General features: G+C 43.1%; 23 protein-coding genes. 8 read left to right on the top strand and 15 right to left on the bottom strand.

Translation table 11 applies throughout. The features are described from left to right. Positions 1 to 1,032 (bottom strand): N-acetyl-gamma-glutamyl-phosphate reductase, encoded by a 1,032-nt coding sequence (gene argC / locus BW42_RS14260; protein ID WP_035412545.1) that lies wholly within the window; start codon positions 1,030 to 1,032, stop codon positions 1 to 3. A gap of 507 nt (positions 1,033 to 1,539) precedes the next feature. Between argC and nhaC the strand changes: the two genes are divergently transcribed. After that, positions 1,540 to 2,916, top strand: a complete 1,377-nt coding sequence (nhaC, locus tag BW42_RS14255) for a Na+/H+ antiporter NhaC (protein ID WP_035412543.1) — start codon at positions 1,540 to 1,542, stop codon at positions 2,914 to 2,916. 257 nt (positions 2,917 to 3,173) lie between these two features. Further along, positions 3,174 to 3,383, top strand: a complete 210-nt coding sequence (locus tag BW42_RS14250; protein WP_023467214.1) for a DUF3006 domain-containing protein — start codon at positions 3,174 to 3,176, stop codon at positions 3,381 to 3,383. Between the two features lie 90 nt (positions 3,384 to 3,473). On the opposite strand, the gene BW42_RS14245 is transcribed toward BW42_RS14250, so the two are convergent. From BW42_RS14245 to nfsA, 5 genes are all read right to left on the bottom strand, one after another. After that, positions 3,474 to 3,926: a hypothetical protein gene (locus BW42_RS14245; protein ID WP_035412539.1), complete on the bottom strand. Its 453-nt coding sequence runs from the start codon at positions 3,924 to 3,926 to the stop codon at positions 3,474 to 3,476. Between the two features lie 2 nt (positions 3,927 to 3,928). Then, positions 3,929 to 4,465, bottom strand: a complete 537-nt coding sequence (locus tag BW42_RS14240; RefSeq protein WP_231496927.1) for a TlpA disulfide reductase family protein — start codon at positions 4,463 to 4,465, stop codon at positions 3,929 to 3,931. A gap of 150 nt (positions 4,466 to 4,615) precedes the next feature. Beyond that, positions 4,616 to 5,326, bottom strand: coding sequence for an NAD(P)H-binding protein (locus BW42_RS14235; RefSeq protein ID WP_035412533.1), 711 nt, complete (start codon positions 5,324 to 5,326; stop codon positions 4,616 to 4,618). 156 nt (positions 5,327 to 5,482) lie between these two features. Further along, entirely contained in the window at positions 5,483 to 6,688 is a 1,206-nt protein-coding gene (locus tag BW42_RS14230) for an LCP family protein (protein ID WP_035412530.1), read from the bottom strand. A 15-nt stretch (positions 6,689 to 6,703) separates the two neighbouring features. Next, positions 6,704 to 7,450 carry an oxygen-insensitive NADPH nitroreductase gene (nfsA, locus tag BW42_RS14225; protein WP_035412527.1) on the bottom strand — a complete coding sequence of 249 codons (747 nt, stop codon included), beginning with the start codon at positions 7,448 to 7,450 and terminating at the stop codon, positions 6,704 to 6,706. A gap of 143 nt (positions 7,451 to 7,593) precedes the next feature. Between nfsA and BW42_RS14220 the strand changes: the two genes are divergently transcribed. Then, positions 7,594 to 8,505 (top strand): hypothetical protein, encoded by a 912-nt coding sequence (locus tag BW42_RS14220; RefSeq protein WP_035412525.1) that lies wholly within the window; start codon positions 7,594 to 7,596, stop codon positions 8,503 to 8,505. A 99-nt stretch (positions 8,506 to 8,604) separates the two neighbouring features. Here BW42_RS14220 and BW42_RS14215 read toward each other — a convergent pair whose 3' ends face one another. Continuing rightward, a complete protein-coding gene (locus BW42_RS14215; RefSeq protein ID WP_035412522.1) occupies positions 8,605 to 8,868 on the bottom strand; it encodes a hypothetical protein in 264 nt (87 codons plus the stop codon). Between the two features lie 149 nt (positions 8,869 to 9,017). Between BW42_RS14215 and BW42_RS14210 the strand changes: the two genes are divergently transcribed. Beyond that, positions 9,018 to 9,848 (top strand): GNAT family N-acetyltransferase, encoded by an 831-nt coding sequence (locus BW42_RS14210; protein WP_369792038.1) that lies wholly within the window; start codon positions 9,018 to 9,020, stop codon positions 9,846 to 9,848. Here the strand turns inward: BW42_RS14210 and BW42_RS14205 are convergent. From BW42_RS14205 to BW42_RS14190, 4 genes are all read right to left on the bottom strand, one after another. Beyond that, positions 9,837 to 10,772 carry a hypothetical protein gene (locus BW42_RS14205; protein WP_035412518.1) on the bottom strand — a complete coding sequence of 312 codons (936 nt, stop codon included), beginning with the start codon at positions 10,770 to 10,772 and terminating at the stop codon, positions 9,837 to 9,839. The two genes, BW42_RS14210 and BW42_RS14205, sit on opposite strands and share 12 nt — an antisense overlap. Before the next feature lie 113 nt (positions 10,773 to 10,885). Continuing rightward, positions 10,886 to 11,245: a hypothetical protein gene (locus BW42_RS14200; RefSeq protein WP_035412515.1), complete on the bottom strand. Its 360-nt coding sequence runs from the start codon at positions 11,243 to 11,245 to the stop codon at positions 10,886 to 10,888. 29 nt (positions 11,246 to 11,274) lie between these two features. Next, complete coding sequence (locus BW42_RS14195; protein WP_052019161.1) at positions 11,275 to 11,760, bottom strand: GNAT family N-acetyltransferase; 486 nt, start codon at positions 11,758 to 11,760, stop codon at positions 11,275 to 11,277. A 14-nt stretch (positions 11,761 to 11,774) separates the two neighbouring features. Continuing rightward, positions 11,775 to 12,290, bottom strand: coding sequence for a GNAT family N-acetyltransferase (locus BW42_RS14190; RefSeq protein ID WP_035412512.1), 516 nt, complete (start codon positions 12,288 to 12,290; stop codon positions 11,775 to 11,777). A gap of 245 nt (positions 12,291 to 12,535) precedes the next feature. On the opposite strand from BW42_RS14190, the gene murB reads away from it, so the two are divergent. After that, on the top strand, positions 12,536 to 13,450 hold the full coding sequence (gene murB, locus BW42_RS14185) for a UDP-N-acetylmuramate dehydrogenase (protein WP_035412510.1): 915 nt from the start codon (positions 12,536 to 12,538) through the stop codon (positions 13,448 to 13,450). 55 nt (positions 13,451 to 13,505) lie between these two features. On the opposite strand, the gene BW42_RS14180 is transcribed toward murB, so the two are convergent. Beyond that, complete coding sequence (locus tag BW42_RS14180) at positions 13,506 to 14,729, bottom strand: aminopeptidase (protein WP_035412507.1); 1,224 nt, start codon at positions 14,727 to 14,729, stop codon at positions 13,506 to 13,508. Positions 14,730 to 14,827: 98 nt separating this feature from the next. On the opposite strand from BW42_RS14180, the gene BW42_RS14175 reads away from it, so the two are divergent. Further along, a complete protein-coding gene (locus BW42_RS14175) occupies positions 14,828 to 15,247 on the top strand; it encodes a YkvA family protein (protein ID WP_035412504.1) in 420 nt (139 codons plus the stop codon). Between the two features lie 35 nt (positions 15,248 to 15,282). On the opposite strand, the gene BW42_RS14170 is transcribed toward BW42_RS14175, so the two are convergent. Next, complete coding sequence (locus BW42_RS14170; RefSeq protein WP_035412502.1) at positions 15,283 to 16,119, bottom strand: formate/nitrite transporter family protein; 837 nt, start codon at positions 16,117 to 16,119, stop codon at positions 15,283 to 15,285. Between the two features lie 183 nt (positions 16,120 to 16,302). Beyond that, positions 16,303 to 16,905: a hypothetical protein gene (locus tag BW42_RS14165; protein ID WP_035412499.1), complete on the bottom strand. Its 603-nt coding sequence runs from the start codon at positions 16,903 to 16,905 to the stop codon at positions 16,303 to 16,305. A 136-nt stretch (positions 16,906 to 17,041) separates the two neighbouring features. Between BW42_RS14165 and BW42_RS14160 the strand changes: the two genes are divergently transcribed. Both BW42_RS14160 and BW42_RS14155 read left to right on the top strand, forming a co-directional pair. Continuing rightward, on the top strand, positions 17,042 to 17,908 hold the full coding sequence (locus BW42_RS14160) for a YitT family protein (RefSeq protein ID WP_035412496.1): 867 nt from the start codon (positions 17,042 to 17,044) through the stop codon (positions 17,906 to 17,908). A gap of 201 nt (positions 17,909 to 18,109) precedes the next feature. After that, positions 18,110 to 18,748, top strand: a complete 639-nt coding sequence (locus BW42_RS14155; RefSeq protein WP_035412493.1) for a hypothetical protein — start codon at positions 18,110 to 18,112, stop codon at positions 18,746 to 18,748. Positions 18,749 to 18,792: 44 nt separating this feature from the next. Here the strand turns inward: BW42_RS14155 and BW42_RS14150 are convergent, their stop codons facing one another. Then, positions 18,793 to 19,161 carry a metalloregulator ArsR/SmtB family transcription factor gene (locus BW42_RS14150; RefSeq protein WP_035412491.1) on the bottom strand — a complete coding sequence of 123 codons (369 nt, stop codon included), beginning with the start codon at positions 19,159 to 19,161 and terminating at the stop codon, positions 18,793 to 18,795. Between the last annotated feature and the right edge of the window lie 13 nt (positions 19,162 to 19,174).

Genomic DNA, 19,174 nt, shown 5'->3' with positions numbered 1-19,174 from the left:
TTAAATAAAGATCGGTTGTTGGGTCAAACCAGACATTTCATCAAATCCTGCTAGAATGTTGGCATTTTGAACGGCCTGTCCGGCAGCACCTTTTTGCATATTATCGATGACCGAAACGATGGTAACGCGCCCTGTCCGTTCATCCTTATAGACGGTCAAATCACAGTGGTTGCTACCCACGACGGACTTAATCTCCGGATCGCTGTGTTGTACACGTATAAACGGTTCCGTTGCATACTGTTCCGTCAACCAGGATCGCCATTCTGCTTCTGATTGATCAAGGAACGGCTGGACCGTCATGATCGCCATGATGCCTCGATTGATCGGTAATAATTGCGTCGAGAACGTGATCGGATACGATGAACCGGTCCATTCCAAAAGTGCCTGTTCAATTTCTGGAATATGTTGGTGTTGATTTACTTTATATAAACGAACGTTTTCACTGGAATGGACATGATGAGTCTGTGTTGTCAACGTCTTTCCTGCTCCCGTTAGACCAGAAGATGCTTGGATGATGATTTGAGAGGGATCGATTTTTTTCTCTTTTACGAATGGTGCTAGTCCAAGAAGGACCGCTGTCGCATAACAACCGGGATTCGCAATCCATCTGCTCGTTTTGATTGCTTGACGATTCCATTCCGATAAACCATACGTCGCTTTTTGTTGTAACTGGGCATCAATTGGTTCCTTATCATACCAAGCTTCATACGATTCAGACGGTAGTCGTAAATCACCACTTAAATCGATAACGTAACCGGACCAATTTTGAAGTTGTTCTAAGTATTGTTTCGAGACTCCACTCGGTGTCGCTAAGAACACTATGTCTGTCTCTGTTTCCGTTAAATGTTCTACGGAAAAGGAAGATAATAATGAATACGTTTTTTTATTCATGAATGGGAATAACTCATTCATCGATTGTCCTGCCATCGAATCACTCATCAAACAAACGATTTCAAATGAAGGATGTGCTTCTAATAGCCTTAATAGCTCAATTCCGGTGTATCCTGTTACTCCGATGATGGTACATTTCATAACTGTACGCTCCCCTTCAAAGAATGTTATACCGATTTAAACATATGTATATTTATACTGTCAATTGAATTTTTATTAGTTTTTATGCAAAAAAGAAGCGTTGAAGTGATTGTCTTCTATAAGACAGCCCCTTCAACACTTCTTTTATATTCACTCATTTAACGCTTTTCAGCACGTTGTGCTACGAGATGATCGATCCCAAATACGCCTGCACCCATGATCGCAACGACTACTACAAAAATCATTGTAAACATATGTATCCTCCTCATCGTTCACAAAAATGTCATCTGATACTTCCTATTGTGCAAGATTTAAAGAAAAAAGGAAAGCGTTTACGACAAAAAATCGTCACATTTATACTCTTTTCTAATTCATTGGCGAATCTCTTATAGTTGACGCCAACGTTATTATTCGTTAAGATTACGTTTGTTCATTGCTTTCATGCATAAAAGCGTGTTAGCAACAGAGGACTATCATCTATCCATATTCTTTTAAGGAGGTGGAAGCATGCGCATGTCATTCCGTGAATCCGCAGCTATCCTAGGAATCAGCATCATCATCTTATTGTCCGCGTTATTCGGTGCTAAAGCCGAACCGCATCTTGCCATCTTATCCAGTCTTATTTTCGTCTCAGGATATGCTGTTTATCGTGGATTTAAGTTCGAAGACGTTGAACATCATATGATTCAAGGTATTCGGGAAGCGATTAAACCAATCTTAATCATGTTACTCGTCGGCATAACGATCGCAGTCTGGATGATGAGTGGCGCAGTGCCGACCCTTCTTCATTTTGGTTTATCCACTCTTTCGGCGACTTGGTTCGCACCGAGCGCCCTTCTCATTGCGATGGTCGTTTCGACCTTTACAGGCAGTTCATTTACGACGATCGGTACGGTTGGTGTTGCCTTAATGGGAATCGCAATCGCGTTAGGTGTCAATCCCGCACTTGCAGCAGGTGCTATCATCAGTGGCGCATGTTTTGGAGATAAGATGTCACCTTTGTCAGATACGACGAACTTTGCACCGGGAATCGTCAACGTTACCGTATTTGATCATATTCGTTTCATGATGGGAACGACGATTCCTGCCATCACGATCACATTTATTTTGTTCTTCATCTTTGGACGTAGCAGTGGCACGGTCGATTCACCTGCTGTTCAAACGACACAAGAGGAATTAGCCCGCTTGTTCCATCTATCACCATGGACGCTACTTTCTCCTTTACTTGTCATGGTTCTAGCATTGCGTAAGATGCCGGTCATCCCGACACTTGTAGCTGGTGTCTTAAGTGGTCTATTGTTAACAGGTCTCGTTCAAGGAAATTGGGACGTTTCAAATTGGATGGCCGTCATTCAAAACGGTTTAAAACTAGAATCTTCTAGTAAAACCGTCGCAGCAATCATCAGTAAGGGTGGCTTGCAATCAATGATGTGGTCCGTTTCCCTCGTCATGCTCGCACTCGCTTTCGGTGGTGTTTTACGCGGCATCGGTGTCATCGATGTCATCATTGAACGGACCGTTTCACGACTCAAACGCGATGGAAGTATCATCTCTGCTGTTGCCTTATCTTCCATCGGTGTCAACGTGATGGCTGGAGAACAGTACTTGTCGATTTTATTGCCAGGACAAGCATTTAAACGGGTTTTTGAAGAACGTCAGATTGATCCACGTTTCCTTTCTCGTTCACTAGAGGATGGAGGAACACTCGTCAATCCACTCATTCCGTGGGGAGTTTCCGGAGCATTCTTCGCTTCAACACTAGGTGTTCCGGTAACGGAATACATCCCGTTCGCATTCTTTTTACTTCTTTCACCATTGTTTACGTTCTTACTTGCTTTTCTTCGTCCGACTAAAGTCGAAACGAAACAGTCCCTCGCTTCTTAAGTCTATTTCATATTAGAGGTCCGATATGACATATCGGATCTTTTTTTCTGCCACTATCGCTTTTATTTCCAGTTAATTACGTCCGAATTACGACGAAAACGGCTTGGAATCACGTTTTTTTAAAGAATTATGTGTAAAGATGAAACGAACTGGGAATATACCAAACATAAGAATAAAAATTACAGAGAATGATAGAGAGAGAGTACGTTCCTGTTCGATCGAGGAACGACTTCGATGTAATTGTGGGAGGAGTTAATATGATCAAACGTGGTACGCTGGAGCGACTTGATGGTAAATATGCCGTTCTACTGTGGGAAAATGGTTCAAGCTTCATTCCACGACGTTATTTACCACCTGAAGCAAGATTAGGCGATACAATTATTTTTGACGGTACGACTTATACGTTAGATGTCAGCAATTCATCACCCTCTTCCTTTCAAACGTTTTCGTTTCGGCAAATGGGCTGATGATCGATAAAAAGCCATTCGGTATCATGCATCGACTATAGAGAAAAATTTCTCTCATCAGTCCTTCATGAAACGAATGGCTTTTTCGCTTTAACGACGAACATATAGGGAATGGTGACTACACGACGGACAAGGGTACTGATGGACATCAGATATTTCGATTCGTTCTAATATTGTTTGATCGTTTGGACACACATACTGTGGCTGTACGACATCCAATTGCAAAAATAAAGCACACCAAAATCGATTTGAAAACTGGTGACATGTTGGACAATGATATAAGTCTAATTGGTACGGTACCCAATCATCCGCTACTTCTGCTTGATGTAGCTGATAGTATTGGATTAGACGAAAACGATTCCAGTCGTCCACATACGTCCGCTGTAAGACCGGTTCATGCATCGACGGTACGAACCAAAGCGGCAGACCTGTCATGAACGCTTCAACTCCTTGCGTCAAGACAGCAGGAAACGTCGGCCACCCATCTAGTTGACCGAGTTGAAATGTTTGTTGAAAGGAGCAGTTGTCGCATAGGAGTTCCATTGTCATCCTCCTGTTCGTTTCACCATCTCTTTTAACATCTGTTCCGTCACAGGACCGACATGTTTTGCAAGAATCGTTCCTTTACGATCTAATACGTAGGTTGCGGGCATTGCTACGAGACGATAGGCGTCTTCTGAATTTCCTGTTCGATCATACAACACAGAATATTCAACAGGTGTCTGCTTCAGAAAATCGGCAACATCTGAAACACGCCGCTCCGATGTCGTGACGTTGATGCCATAAACAGGTATATTCGTATGTCGTGCAAAGGCATTTAGTTCTGGAATTTCTTGTTTGCAAGGTGGACACCACGTCGCCCAAAAATTAATAACAAAGACATCATGATTAATTTCGTCTAGATCGATTGTTTTTCCTTCTTGACGCAAGGATAGATTCGGGGCTTTCATCCCTACCTCTAGACCACCTTGTGATGCTTGTTTTTGTTGTTGTTCTACTTTCTTTTGCTTCGCATCGTATGTTTGATAACCTTGATAGGCAATGCCGATGATAGCGATCGCTAGGATCAGATAGATCAACATTTTTTTCACATCTAATCCCCTCCTTCTTCGTTAAGTGTAGCAGACTTCCTCTTTTCGACCGTCTTCTTTTATCAACAAAAAAGCGAACTCTTCTGTTTTGTAAACAGAAAAGAGTTCGCCTCATTTTATTTAGATACGCTCTTTAAATGATTAGTTAAAACGTGGTAATTGTTTTTTGACTTGACGGTTATCTTTGACGCTACCGACTGCCTCGGTTCCGCCTAAGGCCTCATTCAAGGATGTCTTCCCTTCCTTGACTTCTAGACGTCGGTTGAATACTGACCGATTATCAACGGAAGCAACGAGAATCGATGCGACATCTGTTTCCGAAATCGTTGCATCCTTTGTATCTTTCAAATCTTCATCTGCCTCAATCAAACCGCGCCCTTCACCAGTCGTGATGGCAACGGGACAAATGATCGTATACGTCAAACCGCTATGTTCAATCTGCTCTTCAGCCGCATTCTTAGCAGCATAGAACGGATAGACATCCTTTTTAAATTGCTCAGGTCGATCTGCACCGTACGCACTTAATAGTACGAAATGACGTACACGCGCTTTTTTAGCTGCATCGATCGTTTTTAAGGCAACTGTCCGATCCAGCAGTTCAATTTCCGTTGCTTCGCCGTCTACTCCTGCGGTCGCCGCACAAATGACTGCATCCTGTCCTGCGACTCCATGTTCAATGACTTTTTCGAGTTCTGTTTCAATATCGACGTAATGTGCCTTGACACCGAGTTTTTCGAATCGTTCCACCAGATGTTCGTGACGAACGATGACCGTGACCTGATGACCCTTGGCAAGCGATTTGACGACGCGCGCTCCAATCGTACCGGATGCACCTACAACTAGTACTTTCATATGGGGGGTCCCTCCTCGATAAGTTAGTCACCTTCGTGGAATGTCATGATGTCATGTCCAAAAATCGTTACTTTCGGAGATGACCTAACACGATCCACCAAAGGAGCAACGTACATCAATTTATACCCGCAATGACCGGAAGGAAACCCCTCCCCTTTAGTTCTTCAAGGTACCATAAAACGTCGTATCGAGACGATCACGTAGTTCTTGCAGTGCCTTCTCATTCGGTAAGTCATAGAAAATACCATTCAATCGCTGACTGACGGCTTCAATTTCATAGTGTTTCCGTTCTGACATCAAGGCGATCGATAAACCTGCTGTTGCCATCTCACGAACACTTAAATCGAGGTTCATCTCTTCTTTCATATACGTGTGCGCTGCCGGAATTTTCGACCATCCAGTTGGCTTCAACAAGTGCGTCGCGACGCCTTGGATGACTTCCGACTGACGATTGGCGCGTGCCCCGTCATTGTCCGTTTTACGGTGTCTCGAATAGGCAAGTGCCATTGCACCATCCATATGGTATTCCTTTCCTTTCTGGAATGAATACTGATTTGCTTTCCCACTCGCATCCTGCTCGGAGAACGTTCCTGTCGATACAAGATCGATTCCGCCGATTTGATCAACTAATCCGATGAAACTATCGAAGGAGATGACGATCTTTCCATCGATGTCTTCATCGAGTAGACCAGAAACGGCATCTTGTGTACATTCTTCTCCACCGAAGGCAAAAGCATGTGTGATTTTATCTTTCTTTCCATTCTCACAGGAAATCGGTGTATACGTGTCCCGAGGAATCGATGTCAACTGAATCGTTCGAGAAAGTGGAATGAATTGCATAACCGACAGGGAGTCTGAACGTGACCCGCGTAACGATTCTCCAGGTCGTGCGTCACTACCGATCAACAAAAACGTGAAGGGTTGTGAGGCAAAAAGAACGAATGCGATGAGCAACAGCAAAAACAATCCAAGAAGCTTTCGTTTAAAACGACGTTTTTTCTTGATTTTTTTAGGATAGGCTTCTTTTGAAGATACGTCAGGTTTTTTTTGCACGGATTGCTCTGATCGCCCAGTCTTTCTCGAACGTCTCGAGCGTTCTTGATTAGAAAACAATCGCGAGCCTGCGCTCCCGATCATCTGTACGACCTGTTTCAGTACGCTGTTTTTAGAACGACGCGATGTACTTTTTGGGTCCCGTCGTTGCTCTTCAACATATCGATGGTACGTTTCTGTTCCCTGCTGTCCCTTAAGTGGTTCATGAGCAATCGACTCTTCCGACGAAAATGCCTCTTCTTTTGCTTGCTCTTCTAGTTCTAAGCGTCGTCGCTCCAAGCGGGAGCGCTGTGGTTGATGTTCTGCCATTCAGATACCTCCGTATCAATCTTTTGCGATTTGTTTCTCTTTCAAGAATTCGCGGAGATACGTCCGTTTCGGTTCGTGCATCGAGGCAGCCATCTGTTTGACCCACCCTTCTGTCCGTTGACCACCGGTCCGTTCTCCGTAATACGATGACGTCGACTCTTCGTATTGTGCCAGTAAGTCACGCATCGTATCGTCATCAGTATACGTATTCCGGTGGAAGACCGCATCCATCGGAAGGCGGGGTTTTTTACCAGGTTGCTGATCCGGAAGACCAACTGCGACTCCGAATAATGGTACGACGTGATCAGGAAGTTGTAAGAGCTCGCTGACACGACGGGCATCATTACGCAGTGAACCGATATAGACTGTTCCATATCCGAGCGACTCGGCAGCTACGACTAAATTTTGAGCAGCGAGCCCCGCATCAACAGCCCCCACAACAAGTGCTTCTGTCGTCTCGATCGTCCGACTTACATCCCCCCCTGCTAGTTCTGCTGCTAACATGTGTTTGTGGTAATCCATACAAAATACAAAGAAATAACTATTTTCTGCCACGTATTGTTGACCACTTGCAACGTCGACTAGTTGTCGTTTCAATTCTTCATCTTCGACACCGATAATCGCATAGGCTTGCTGATAAGAAGATGTCGATGCAGCCTGCGCTGCTTTAACAAGTGTCTCGATTGTCTTTTCGTCTAATTGATGTTGTTTAAATTTCCGGACTGACCGGTGGTTGAGTAAATGTTGAATGGTTTCATTCATGAGTAATTGTCCCCTTCTGTAATAGTCTTCTTATTTAAGATAGTCGTCTCTGACTAAAAAGCGCAAATGAAGAGGTTCGGTTTATGAAAAAAGCGGGAAATGAATAGTGTTGTACTGTGCTTTTTTGGCGAAGGAGGTCGATCATGAGAATACGGAAACTACGTCTTTTATTGGAACAGTATGGCGATACGACCCTTCGCGATATCATCGTCGAAATCTATCGTCAACTTCCGAGACAAGTCATCGAAGAGAAAGAGTTTGACGCCATGTTGACACAGTTCGTGAAGTATAAGGATTTGCAAAAAGAACAGGAACAACCGACCGTCGAACAAACCATCGCACAGACAGATCGGTTCATCCAATTGGCATACGACTTACAGTACCTTGAGCCAAACCCAATCGTACCGCTTCGCGAACAAAAGAATTGGTATATTACCGCAAAACGTTTGCTGAAGCATTTACGCCATTATGCACATCGCAAAAATGGAACCCAGATTGCCTTTGAGGAGTTTTTCTTTCTTCTTTCGTCAGCTGCCGGAGAAGAACCTTTATTTTTAAGTAACGATCCTTTTCGACTATTAAAAGTCTCACAAGTCGATTTTTTTCAAGAATTAGTCGGTTATTATAAAAATGATAGTCATGGCATCGAGTGGATGGAACGCGCGCTCTATACTGCCTTGAAAGTTCCAATGGACGTTGATACCGAACGCAGTGATCTTTTACTTGCCGTACTTGCCCACTGTGAGACAGCAGAACACCAAGAAGCCTATATCAATTGCTTGAACGTGCATGCAAAAAAACTACAGTCACATGTCCGAATCGATGCAGATGCTTTATCCACTTATCAAGAAATTCGCTTTGCAGAGTTGCATGCCCTGATTTCACTACGAGCCTTAGAACGAGCGGAGACAATGCTGTTCACAGAATATATTCCTTACTTTTCGCATCGTTCGACTCCTTTTCGTTATTATCTCGACCTCCTCGAGCGCGCTGGACTAGAACAAGAGCATGATCGTATAGAGCGCGTCGGACGTAAAAAACGTATTCATTTTTAAGGATCCTTCTCTTCCTAACCACTCATACTATACAAAAAAGCAAGTGACGGACAGCGTCACTTGCTTTTTTGTATTCTCGTGGCTCAGAGCAGATTCATCTCAATCAGAAGCATTAACGATTCCAAGTCCAACCGTTGCCAGTAAAGCAATACAGGCAAATAAAAATGCCATATCGTTTGGTGAATCGAATCCTTCATAAATTGGTTCTTTTCGATCAACGATGATATGGTCTTCCGTTCCATAATTACCATACGTCGTCGAACTACTCACGCCCGGTTCATCGTAATCACGTGCTTCTACTGTCAATGTATCCGCACTGATTAGAAATCCTGATAACCCAATGATGATCCAAAAATACTTCATGATATTTTTGCCTCGATTCTTTCTTATCTTCAGGAATCCATCTACTTTTTATTTGAAACAAAAGATATAAATACCTTTTATTTCCTGTAAAATAAAAGTGAGATGCAACCATCTTCACTTTCTTAAAGGAGGAATTTAATTTGCCTATCGTGTATTACGGTCAATTGTCTCATGTTCAAAGACGACACGTCCATCAACTTCTACATTCTCATCAACAGCCGTATGATGTTTCATTTTTTCAGCCTCTTGAAGAGTGTCAATGGATTTACGTCGAGTCTGGTCAGATCCAGGCGACACTTGGCTATCATGTCGTACATGATGTCGTTCGTTTAACGAACGGAGCTTTTCATGATATTCAAGCCTTCCGTCGTCTCGCCATTTCATTACACACACATGCCCTTCGGCAAGGGTGTCGACAAATTCACGTACAAGTTTCTCCACCACATGACCTTTCTGTAACCTCGATTTGGAAAGAGCTTGGCTACAGTTTATATGCCGAACAATTTCGTTTGATCGGATTATCAGACGGACAACCTGCCACATTGCGTTTGAAAGCTGTTCATGAACGCAATCAAGATACGTATCTGGCTCTTCGTAACGATGCCCTCAAAGGATCCACCCACTTCTTCCCTCACAGTGTTGCTGATTTAGAAAAGTTAATCAGACGAAAAGCTGTTCCTTATTTAGTCTATGATAAGCAATTGATCGTTGGTACACTCTTATTTCAAAAACTCGGTCCGAACATTCGTCTTCTTGAAATCACCTGTCTACCTGGGCTGAGACGTCAAGGCTACGGAAGTCGCATACTCCATACGTTTCAGGAAAAACTACGACGTTCGAACATTCAAACGTTTGAAGTCTTTTTTCTTTCAACACAGCAAGACGTATTACGACTATATCGTCCCACGATGTTTTGCGATATCCAGTTAACCTCTTATTGGCATACATTTAGTACAGATCATCCCCCGTTAATCGTTTAACCGATCGACGACCTCTCTGTATTCAGGTAACACATACTCCGCATCCATTTTTCTAAAATCAACGTGCCCCACGTCACGAAGCACCAGACCCATCCCGAATAACTGTTCGATATAGACGTCTCCCATTGTCATAGCAAGTCCAGGGTGATGGTTATGGAAAGCAAGCAAGGCATCCTTACAGATTTCAGATGCAACAGGCTCTTGCATCACACGTTTTAATAAAGATGGAAAGAGCGTCGTTTGCCGTCCAATCAACGCATAGAATGGAAAGTAATGTTTCGCATAAACGAACGTCGGAAGATAGGCATTTGCCTCAATTGTTTTGAACAACAACGGTGAAGTCGGGCGCTGTAATCGTTCTGCTAGCCCAACGGTCGCTTTGCATTCGCTCAGCTGATCCAGCACTCGAATCGTCAATTCTTCTTCGATATCAAGTAATAAGACGAGATCAAGCAGATTTAATTCATGCGTCTCCATGAATTGATCACTGCGTTGAAGATGCATTGTGTAGGTAACATCCAATTTTGTAGCGACAAGTGTCCATAGCTCTGGATGACGCGCCGCATAAAGACCTACAGGAAAGTGAAGCGGCTGCCGGACGATGGAGCGATGACCCTCAAGTGTGTAGACTTGATTGACGTCAAGACCGTGCGCTAATAGCATCTCGAGTAACTGCTGACGATTTTGACACGCGACAAGCGTTTGGAACAGACGATCGATTTCGCTGAACGGTTGTTTCATCTCCAGTGCTAGTTCTAAATGAGCAGGTGAATCCTGCTCTAGCGATCGTTTAATGAATTGTAAGGCACGTTGTTCCGCATCGTTCAGTTGAGCAACGTGCGTCCGAAACATCTCAACGTCAAGTTCCCGAAAGGCTTGCAACGCCGGAGCAATTGATTGATTTTTCGTAAAGGGTTTCCACATAATTCCCTCGACCTCCTCATTCCAGTATCTCTTCGTAGTGTACGCAATATCCGATCGTCTTAAAAGCAAAAAATGGAGGATCTTCCGTTGTTTCCGGAAGATCCTCCATTTTTTTATTTTTCCCCGACTTTTAGATGAGCATTTCGAAAGACGTCATCGTGCTTCCCTGTCTTTTCAACACTTGTTCCGACAGATCCATAATATTCGATTTCATCCTTTGGTTGGATGAATTCGTATGTGATGGCAGGCTCGCCACGAAGGCGGACGTGTATGATTTGCCGATGCTGTAAAGAAAAGGAGGCATGCACTTCAAGAAAGGAGGAAGCCGATAAATCATGTTGTCGCTCTAAAATCGTCATCAATTCTTGCTCAGAATCACGGTAATTCCCTTGCAATTGAGCATACGAAATACCGACTCCTAAAGAGAGGATACCGATTAAACTAAGCGCGCAAATGACCAGCACTTTCTTCATGACTGATCCACCTCCGAGAAAAGTTCATTCTACTTATTCATCGGTTTATCCTTCGACGACGTGAAGTCTTTTTTAGAATCCTTTGCGTAAAACTGCATATCTACATGTGGAATATCATCCTCTAAATAAGGTTCGGATACAGTTTCGAAACCAAATGACCCGTAAAACCCTTCTAAGTGCGCTTGCGCTTGTAAGTAGATCGTAGCTTTTTCCTGCAAATAATCCATCGCTTTCTCCATCATTTGTTTTGCCAATCCAACTGATCGGTGAGTACGATGAACGGCAACCCGGCCAATCGCTAATCCTTTTGTCGGATGGTTGTATATCCGAAGACATCCAACGATTTGACCGCTTTCGTTACGTACGATCAGGTGTGTGGCTTGTTGATCTTGATCATCTAGTTCCGGATATGCACACTCCTGCTCAACGACGAAAATATCCATTCGTAATTTCAACAATGCATATAACGTATCGGGTGTCATGTGATGAAAAGACTCAAATGCGAATGCGTACATAAAAACTCTCCTCTTTAGTTACGACAAAGTCGTGATAATTGTCCAGCATAGATTGTGACCGGAATGTCTTTAAAAATCGTATCTTTTTCCCAGTTCAGACCGTTTGCGCGAGCGACATTTTGAGAAGAACGATTATCGGGATGAATGATCGAGATGATTCGATCATGCCCTCGATTAAACGCTTCCATCATTAGACGTTTCGCTGCTTCACGACCATAACCGACTTTCCAGTGCTTCGGTTCGAGCCAATAACCGACTTCTAATTCTTCTTTTCCATCCACTTCCTGCATCAATAATCCAGCGAAACCGATTGGTTCATTCGTTTCTTTTTTGAATAACAGCAAAAAACCAGTTTGTCGTTCATCCGAGTATCGTTCCAATTGTCGATCGAACCATTCTCGTGCCTCATCTTCACTCAGAGCAACGCCACCATTGATATAGCGCATGACTTGCTCATTTTGAACAAGTGACTTGTAAAAGCTGAAATCCGCTTCTTCGAATGGTCGCATCCATAATCGTTCACTTTCCATCCTCATCGCCTCCTTCTATATGTTTCTTTTCCCGAGTTCTTTTCCCTTCATTCCTCTTCCCTATTATTCTACCTGTGCGATGTTTTTCATTACTAATCGATGACATTCACTCTCTAGTGCTTGCAATTCCCGGCATAAGTCGGTATTTTGGGAACAGTATGTTGAACAACGACTGCACAATTAATGTTAAAATATATTTTGAGCGCATAAGCGCTGGATAGGAATTTATGAAAAGGACTGAGACCATGATGACTGAACAAGTAATGACAGGGCTATATGAAGGCATTTCAAAAGAATCTGTACTGATCAATGAACCTTTAAAATATCATACGTATACAAAAATGGGAGGAATCGCTGATCTCTTCATCATCCCAACGTCTTATGAAGAAACGGCTTTTGTCGTAAGATATGCTTACGAACGAGGCATCCCTTTGACATTGCTCGGGAACGGATCGAATCTCGTCGTACGTGATGGCGGTATTCGCGGTATCGTTCTTTCGTTTGAAAAGTTAACCGACATTTCGGTCGAAGGACATGAACTCGTCGCTCAAAGTGGCGCAGCAATCATCGAGGCGTCTCGTGTTGCGTATGCGCATCAACTGAGTGGTCTTGAATTCGCTTGCGGGATTCCGGGAACGATTGGTGGCGCGTTGATCATGAATGCGGGCGCCTACGGTGGAGAAGTCAAAGATTGCCTTCATAGCGCCACTGTTTTGACACGACAAGGGGATCTGTTGAACATTTCGCATGATGAACTCGAACTGGGATACCGGACGAGTTGTTTCTCAAAGAAAGAATACATCATTCTCGAAGGACGATTTGCTTTGACGGAGGGTGATCCAGCATTGATCAAGGAAGTCATGGATGATCTAACGCATAAACGAGAAACAAAGCAGCCTCTCGAATATCCTTCTTGTGGTAGTGTCTTCAAACGTCCAGAAGGCTATTTTGCGGGTAAATTGATTCAAGATAGTGAACTCCAAGGAACACGCATCGGTGGTGCTGAAGTATCAAAGAAACACGCCGGTTTTATCGTCAACGTCGAAAACGCATCAGCATCTGACTACATTGCACTCATTCGCCATGTACAAGAAACCGTCCAAGAAAAATTCGGTATTTTACTTGAGACAGAAGTAAAAATCATTGGGGAAGAAGTATGATAATAATCTAATCAGAAAAGGTGAGCCCAGTATTCGGACTCACCTTTTTATTCGTTTAGATCGACCAGTTTCCGTCACGCATGACTGATTCACGCGTCCCGTCTGCAAGTTCTCCCTCAATTGATAGATCCGCGGATCCAATCATGAAGTCGACATGCGTCATCGAGTCGTTCGCACCTTGTGCTTCTAGTTCTTCCGCTGAAAGACTGGGACCATTTTCAAGACACGTCGAGTACGCACGACCAATCGCTAAGTGGCACGAAGCATTCTCATCAAACAACGTATTGTAGAATAAAATACCTGAATCAGAAATCGGAGAACGATGTGGTACGAGCGCGACTTCTCCGAGATACCGGGCACCTTCATCGAGTGAAATTAAATCATCCAATGCTTCTTGCCCCTGTTTCGCTTCCGCTTTGACGATTTTTCCGTCCTCGAACCAAAGAGTAAATTCATCAATCAAGTTACCACTGTAGCTGAGTGGTTTCGTACTCGAGACATGACCGTTAACACCTGTCTTCTTCGGTAATGTGAACACTTCTTCAGTCGGCAGATTCGCGATAAAATCAACACCATCTGCATTCGGACCACCGCCACCTAACCAAACGTGACGTTCTGGTAATTCAATTGATAACTCTGTTCCTGGCGCTGTATAATGCAATGTTTTGTATTTCTTCTCTGTCAGGAATTTCGCTTTTGAACGCAGATTATGATCATGATCCGCCCATGCAGCAACCGGATCCGCTTGATCAGCACGTGTTGCCTTCAAAATAGCTGCCCACAGTTCCTCAATCGGTTCCTCTGCATCAGGGAATACTTTCTTCGCCCAGCTTTCAGAAGGTGCTGCTACGACACACCAGCTGACATTGTCACTCATGACGAACTTTCGCCAATTGGCGAGAGCAATACCAGCTGCTTTATTCGCACGCGCGATTCGACTTGAATCAACACCATTTAATAAATCTGGATCTTCGCTGACGACCGATAAGAATGCTGTTTTTTCTTCTGCAAGCTGATCGTAACGTGCTTTTAACCAATCCGGGAATGTATCAAACGAGTCTTCTGGTGCATCAAAATAACGGATTTTCGTCATCTCATCATCTGACCATTGTACATATACTTGCGTAGCACCTACTTCATATGCTACACGTGTGATTTCGCGAACAAGTGGTAAGTTCTCGATTCCCGCTCGCACCTCAAGTTGTTGTCCTGGCTGTAGATTGATCCCGGTACGCACTGCTAAAGACGCGTACTGTTGTAATTCTGCTTGTGTCGGCATTATGTAATCCCCTTTCTTGTATCTTTATTTTCACGAAATAGTTGCAATTTTGCAAGAAATAAGGCGAAACTAGAAAGAGAAGAGAAGGAGGCATCATCATGGAATTCACACCCGGAGATTTTAAATCAGCTTATACGTATTTTCACCGACAGGCACTCGATCTCGTCGGTGATGAAAAAGCACAACAAGAATTGTTGATTCGAGCAGAAATCGGACTCGCACATCTGACACAAGATATCGCGTCTACGGAAAGTTCTGATATCGAACGCGAGGCAGAACTCGTCCTTTATTTCCAATTAAAACAACTACTCGAAATGCTTCGTGCCCTCTATCAGAAAAAATTCGAGATGCATGCGGAGCAAGAACAATTATTGCTAACGGCAGTTCTGTACTTTACGTCTCCTGTTGACGCCTTACCGGACGATAACGTCCTCGGACTCTTTGATGACGCACAAATCGTCGAGACGATTTACGAAGAACTCGCCGCAGATGTTGATCGCTTTCAACATATGGAATGAATGAAAAAGCAGCTGTCGCGACAGCTGCTTTTTCATTATGCATTTTGTTTAGAAGCGATATGAACCGGTGCCGTAGATTGACGTGATTCATCTATTTCTAGTTTTTCTTTATTCAACCACGTATAAATCATTCCCATGAAGACTGCTCCACCGATGATATTCCCAGCTAAAGCCGGTAAAAGATTGTGCATGGCTCCTGCAAACGTAATCGTATCCGGATGTGGCACGATTAATGCGATAGAGAACAATGCCATATTTGCGATGACATGATCAAATCCTGATGCGAAGAAGACTGCGACAAGTACCATCATCATCATGATTTGCGCTAACTCATTCTTCATGTTCTTCGGAATGAAAATTGCTAAACAGACCATCCAGTTACAGAAGATTGCCCGAGTAAAGATTTCCCACGTCGAATGATGAATTTTTGTTTCCGATACAGCAAACAACCAATTGTTCATTCCAAGTTCCTGTAAGATACCTGTTTGAGAGAAGAGTAGTGCGAATGCTAATCCTCCAAGACCATTTCCGATCAGACAAATCAACCAGACTTTCATCGTATCCATCTTCGTTGTATAGCCGCGCATCGTTGCCGTCGTGAAATACATCGTATTCCCTGTAAACAGTTCTGCACCGCCATAAACGATCAAGACGAGTGCCACTCCGAACGTCAATCCACCGACAAGTGTCGCGACAGGTGATTCTGCCATATACAGCCCATTAATTGCTTTTAAGGTAAAAATGATTGCAAATCCAATGAATATCCCCGCTAACATGGCACGAACTAAGTATTCGAGAGGACGCAGTTGTAGCATACGTGTCGACTTGATTGCTTTATTCCGTAATCCTTCTAATGCTTCTACCTCGTTCATTGTAGAAACCTCTCTTTCTTTTGTTCAACACTTCACAATGTTTATTCATTTATTATGATACTTCCATCTTAAGAGATGTTCAAGTCTTGAATCGACCTGTTTTATCGTTTTCATAAAAGAACGAGATGTAAACGATATCATTGTGTCGAGATTGTGAAAAATGCCTTTTCTTGCTTTATACAATTAATTAGTTTGAATCGAAAATCCTGATGCGAAACGCTCGAAAAAGGTTTGTCGTCTGGAGGCATCAAGCACATATCCATCGATGACGACACGATTAAAACGTCCAGACGATGACGTAGCGCGTTCGATGTCAGATGGTGTATAGATGTCGAACGCGCTACGATCTATCTTAAAATCAGCTTTCGAATAGGGATCGGTATAGTGAATTTCAAGATTGGTCAAGTCAGGAATCGTCGAAAATAAAACGAGCGTATGATGCATAAGTACTTTTGATAAGCGAGCGTTCAAGAAATCCTGATTCATTTGTAATGTACCAGTATCGGTCCCGATCCAAGCACGCCGTTCTTTGCCTGTGACGTCATAAGCGAGCCGTAACGACTCTCCTTCGACATCTACCTGTTTTAATTCTGATGAAAACGGGAGTTGTTCAGCTAATTGGCGAACAGCTACCGTATTCATCATGGAAGCACCGACTTGTCTCGCTACGAGATCACCATCATGCCAAATAGATCGTTGGTTTTCTTCGTCTGGTTGTTGAAAAAGACGAATCCCCACCAATACGCCTAAACAAATACAGCCTATAATCAAGAATGTTTTCTTCATTTTCATCACCTTCCTAAAAAAACTTACCCTTTTTCATCTTTTTTCATAAGAAGGGTTGAAATTTTATGCATATGGGCGTACTCTTGCAGGCAGATACTCACAGAAGGAGGAGCATGAGGTCACTCATCATAATGCCATGACTACAACACACCCACAGAAAAAGAGAGTTGAAAAAATCAGTTTTTTAATCATAGGTACGTTGCTGTATTCCCTGTACATCAGCTTACTACTATCTCCAAATGATATCGGATCAGGTGGTATCATGGGGATCACGCTTGTCATTCAAGAGCTTTTCCACACTCCAATCGGATTAACCCAATTGCTCTTAAACATTCCCCTTTTCCTTTTAGGTTTCCGTTTCTTACGAAAGCGATTCATGTTCTTATCTGGCATCATTGTCGTTGCCTCTTCTTTTTTAATCGACTGGATTCCGACTCAGATCGTTCCCGAGTCGTTGAATGATCCGCTTGTTGCCTCCATCTTTGCCGGTCTAGTCTCTGGTCTTGCAATGGCATTGATTTTCTTTGGTGGCGCATCGACTGGTGGACTCGATATTCTTGGAAAGTTTTTCTTTGCTCGTTTTCATAATTGGCCACTTCCTCGCATATTTCTGATGCAAGATCTTGTCATCTATATCTTGGTATGGTGGGTCTTCGATTTGAAACACGTTATGTATGCTCTTATCATGAGCTTCGTTCGCGCCAAAGCTCTTCAAACGGTTTACAGTTTTTATTCCGCTTCTAAGCAATGTATCATTATTTGCGAAAAGGCGGATGAAATAAATGAAGTCATCACAAAAGAACTTGGTCGTGGTGTGACGATCCTTGATGCACGGGGAGGATACTCCAACCGAACGAAGAAAATGGTCTATGTCGTCGTTCAAAATAATGAAATCGTCCGTTTGCAAGAAATCGTTTCTTCTGTCGAACCTAACGCGTTCGTTACGTTCTCAGAAATCCATACTGTTTTTGGGAATTATAAGGAACATTCGTATTCGTTTTAAACTCAAGCGCAGCCTAGCTGTGCTTTTTCTATTTCGTTTACTTTAAAACAGCTTCTCGTATTGCACCAGCTTTCCTGCTTTTTTATTAGGAATACTGATTTTTTTACTTTCTTCTCCCTATTCAAAAAATGGACAGGCTTCACTTTTTTTGCGATAGTAGTTAAGCTTATGACATGTCTATTTATTTAAAGGAATGATTGCATGCACTCACTTTGGCGTCAGCGTATTCTGCTGATCCTTTTGATCAGTTTATTCGCTTCTATCCCAATCATTTACGCACTATCCGGTTATCGGACGATTGCAACGATAACAGAGCAAATGAAGGATCATGACATACCGTTAATCAATCAAGTGGACCAGTTGGTTGAACATAACCGAGATCGTGCCAATGCGGTGCGTGGTCTTTTATTGTATGAAGATAGTCGTTATCTCGAACAGTATTACTTTTCTACTTCTAAAATTCATGATTTACGAAACAGTCTAAATCAATCGTCGACCACGCCAGGAGCAATCAAGGATTTACTACGTCGCAATAATGTCTGGGAGTCCGAGATTGAACGAGTATTCGTCGTCTATGAGCGTCAGAGTCCAACGGCAGCAAAGCGCCTTGCCAAACAAACGACGCAAACGACACAAACGATTCTCGAGGACTTATCTCGTGTGAAAGATGATTTGTATAAGACACTTCAAGCAAAATTACAACAATCAGATACTTTAGTCGCTACATATAAATGGATGTGTCTCAGTCTCTCTATTCTGTCCTTTTTATTAATTAGTGCGACGATCTTTTTTTCCCACCGGTTCGCACCTAACAAGTCAGACGAATCGTCCTTAGAGTAAACGAAAAGCGCAGCCAAAGCTGCGCTTTTCGTTTACTCTAAAAATTATTCAGATACTGCTTTTCCCTCTTGTACATGCTCCATCGCCATATGAACAAGCGACGACACATGATGGTCATCTAAAGAATAATACACGACTTTTCCATCTTTACGAAACTTGACGAGCCCTTGTTTCAACAGGGAGCGAAGATGATGAGATGCTGTCGCAATCGAGCAGTCGACAGAAGCAGAGACGTCACAAACGCACAATTCCTCTTCGATCGTCAACGCATAAACGATTCGTAGTCGTGTCGCATCTGAAAGGATCTTAAATAATTTTCCGATTTCAAGCGTCGGAATCGTATCAACGACTTGTCCAATCTCAGACGCACGCTGTTCATCAATAGCAATCGTTTCACAACGGGGAATGTCCATGTCCGTCACCTCG

The organism is Exiguobacterium sp. RIT341 (genome assembly GCF_000632205.1).
Lineage (GTDB): Bacteria > Bacillota > Bacilli > Exiguobacteriales > Exiguobacteriaceae > Exiguobacterium_A.
The sequence above is the reverse complement of the archived record's forward strand: the minus strand, read 5'-3'. Positions and strand labels throughout refer to the sequence as shown.

What these genes read in the sequence shown, in the direction of transcription:
- BW42_RS14175 (WP_035412504.1), top strand. Translation starts at nt 14,828, where the DNA reads ATGGAATTCACACCCGGAGATTTTAAATCAGCTTATACGTATTTTCAC.
- BW42_RS14215 (WP_035412522.1), bottom strand. Translation starts at nt 8,868, where the DNA reads ATGAAGTATTTTTGGATCATCATTGGGTTATCAGGATTTCTAATCAGT.
- nhaC (WP_035412543.1), top strand. Translation starts at nt 1,540, where the DNA reads ATGCGCATGTCATTCCGTGAATCCGCAGCTATCCTAGGAATCAGCATC.
- argC (WP_035412545.1), bottom strand. Translation starts at nt 1,032, where the DNA reads ATGAAATGTACCATCATCGGAGTAACAGGATACACCGGAATTGAGCTA.
- BW42_RS14170 (WP_035412502.1), bottom strand. Translation starts at nt 16,119, where the DNA reads ATGAACGAGGTAGAAGCATTAGAAGGATTACGGAATAAAGCAATCAAG.
- BW42_RS14200 (WP_035412515.1), bottom strand. Translation starts at nt 11,245, where the DNA reads ATGAAGAAAGTGCTGGTCATTTGCGCGCTTAGTTTAATCGGTATCCTC.
- BW42_RS14235 (WP_035412533.1), bottom strand. Translation starts at nt 5,326, where the DNA reads ATGAAAGTACTAGTTGTAGGTGCATCCGGTACGATTGGAGCGCGCGTC.
- BW42_RS14250 (WP_023467214.1), top strand. Translation starts at nt 3,174, where the DNA reads ATGATCAAACGTGGTACGCTGGAGCGACTTGATGGTAAATATGCCGTT.
- nfsA (WP_035412527.1), bottom strand. Translation starts at nt 7,450, where the DNA reads ATGAATGAAACCATTCAACATTTACTCAACCACCGGTCAGTCCGGAAA.
- BW42_RS14230 (WP_035412530.1), bottom strand. Translation starts at nt 6,688, where the DNA reads ATGGCAGAACATCAACCACAGCGCTCCCGCTTGGAGCGACGACGCTTA.
- BW42_RS14195 (WP_052019161.1), bottom strand. Translation starts at nt 11,760, where the DNA reads ATGTACGCATTCGCATTTGAGTCTTTTCATCACATGACACCCGATACG.
- BW42_RS14245 (WP_035412539.1), bottom strand. Translation starts at nt 3,926, where the DNA reads ATGGAACTCCTATGCGACAACTGCTCCTTTCAACAAACATTTCAACTC.
- murB (WP_035412510.1), top strand. Translation starts at nt 12,536, where the DNA reads ATGATGACTGAACAAGTAATGACAGGGCTATATGAAGGCATTTCAAAA.
- BW42_RS14190 (WP_035412512.1), bottom strand. Translation starts at nt 12,290, where the DNA reads ATGGAAAGTGAACGATTATGGATGCGACCATTCGAAGAAGCGGATTTC.
- BW42_RS14180 (WP_035412507.1), bottom strand. Translation starts at nt 14,729, where the DNA reads ATGCCGACACAAGCAGAATTACAACAGTACGCGTCTTTAGCAGTGCGT.
- BW42_RS14240 (WP_231496927.1), bottom strand. Translation starts at nt 4,465, where the DNA reads ATGTTGATCTATCTGATCCTAGCGATCGCTATCATCGGCATTGCCTAT.
- BW42_RS14220 (WP_035412525.1), top strand. Translation starts at nt 7,594, where the DNA reads ATGAGAATACGGAAACTACGTCTTTTATTGGAACAGTATGGCGATACG.
- BW42_RS14160 (WP_035412496.1), top strand. Translation starts at nt 17,042, where the DNA reads ATGACTACAACACACCCACAGAAAAAGAGAGTTGAAAAAATCAGTTTT.
- BW42_RS14205 (WP_035412518.1), bottom strand. Translation starts at nt 10,772, where the DNA reads ATGTGGAAACCCTTTACGAAAAATCAATCAATTGCTCCGGCGTTGCAA.
- BW42_RS14155 (WP_035412493.1), top strand. Translation starts at nt 18,110, where the DNA reads ATGCACTCACTTTGGCGTCAGCGTATTCTGCTGATCCTTTTGATCAGT.
- BW42_RS14150 (WP_035412491.1), bottom strand. Translation starts at nt 19,161, where the DNA reads ATGGACATTCCCCGTTGTGAAACGATTGCTATTGATGAACAGCGTGCG.
- BW42_RS14165 (WP_035412499.1), bottom strand. Translation starts at nt 16,905, where the DNA reads ATGAAGAAAACATTCTTGATTATAGGCTGTATTTGTTTAGGCGTATTG.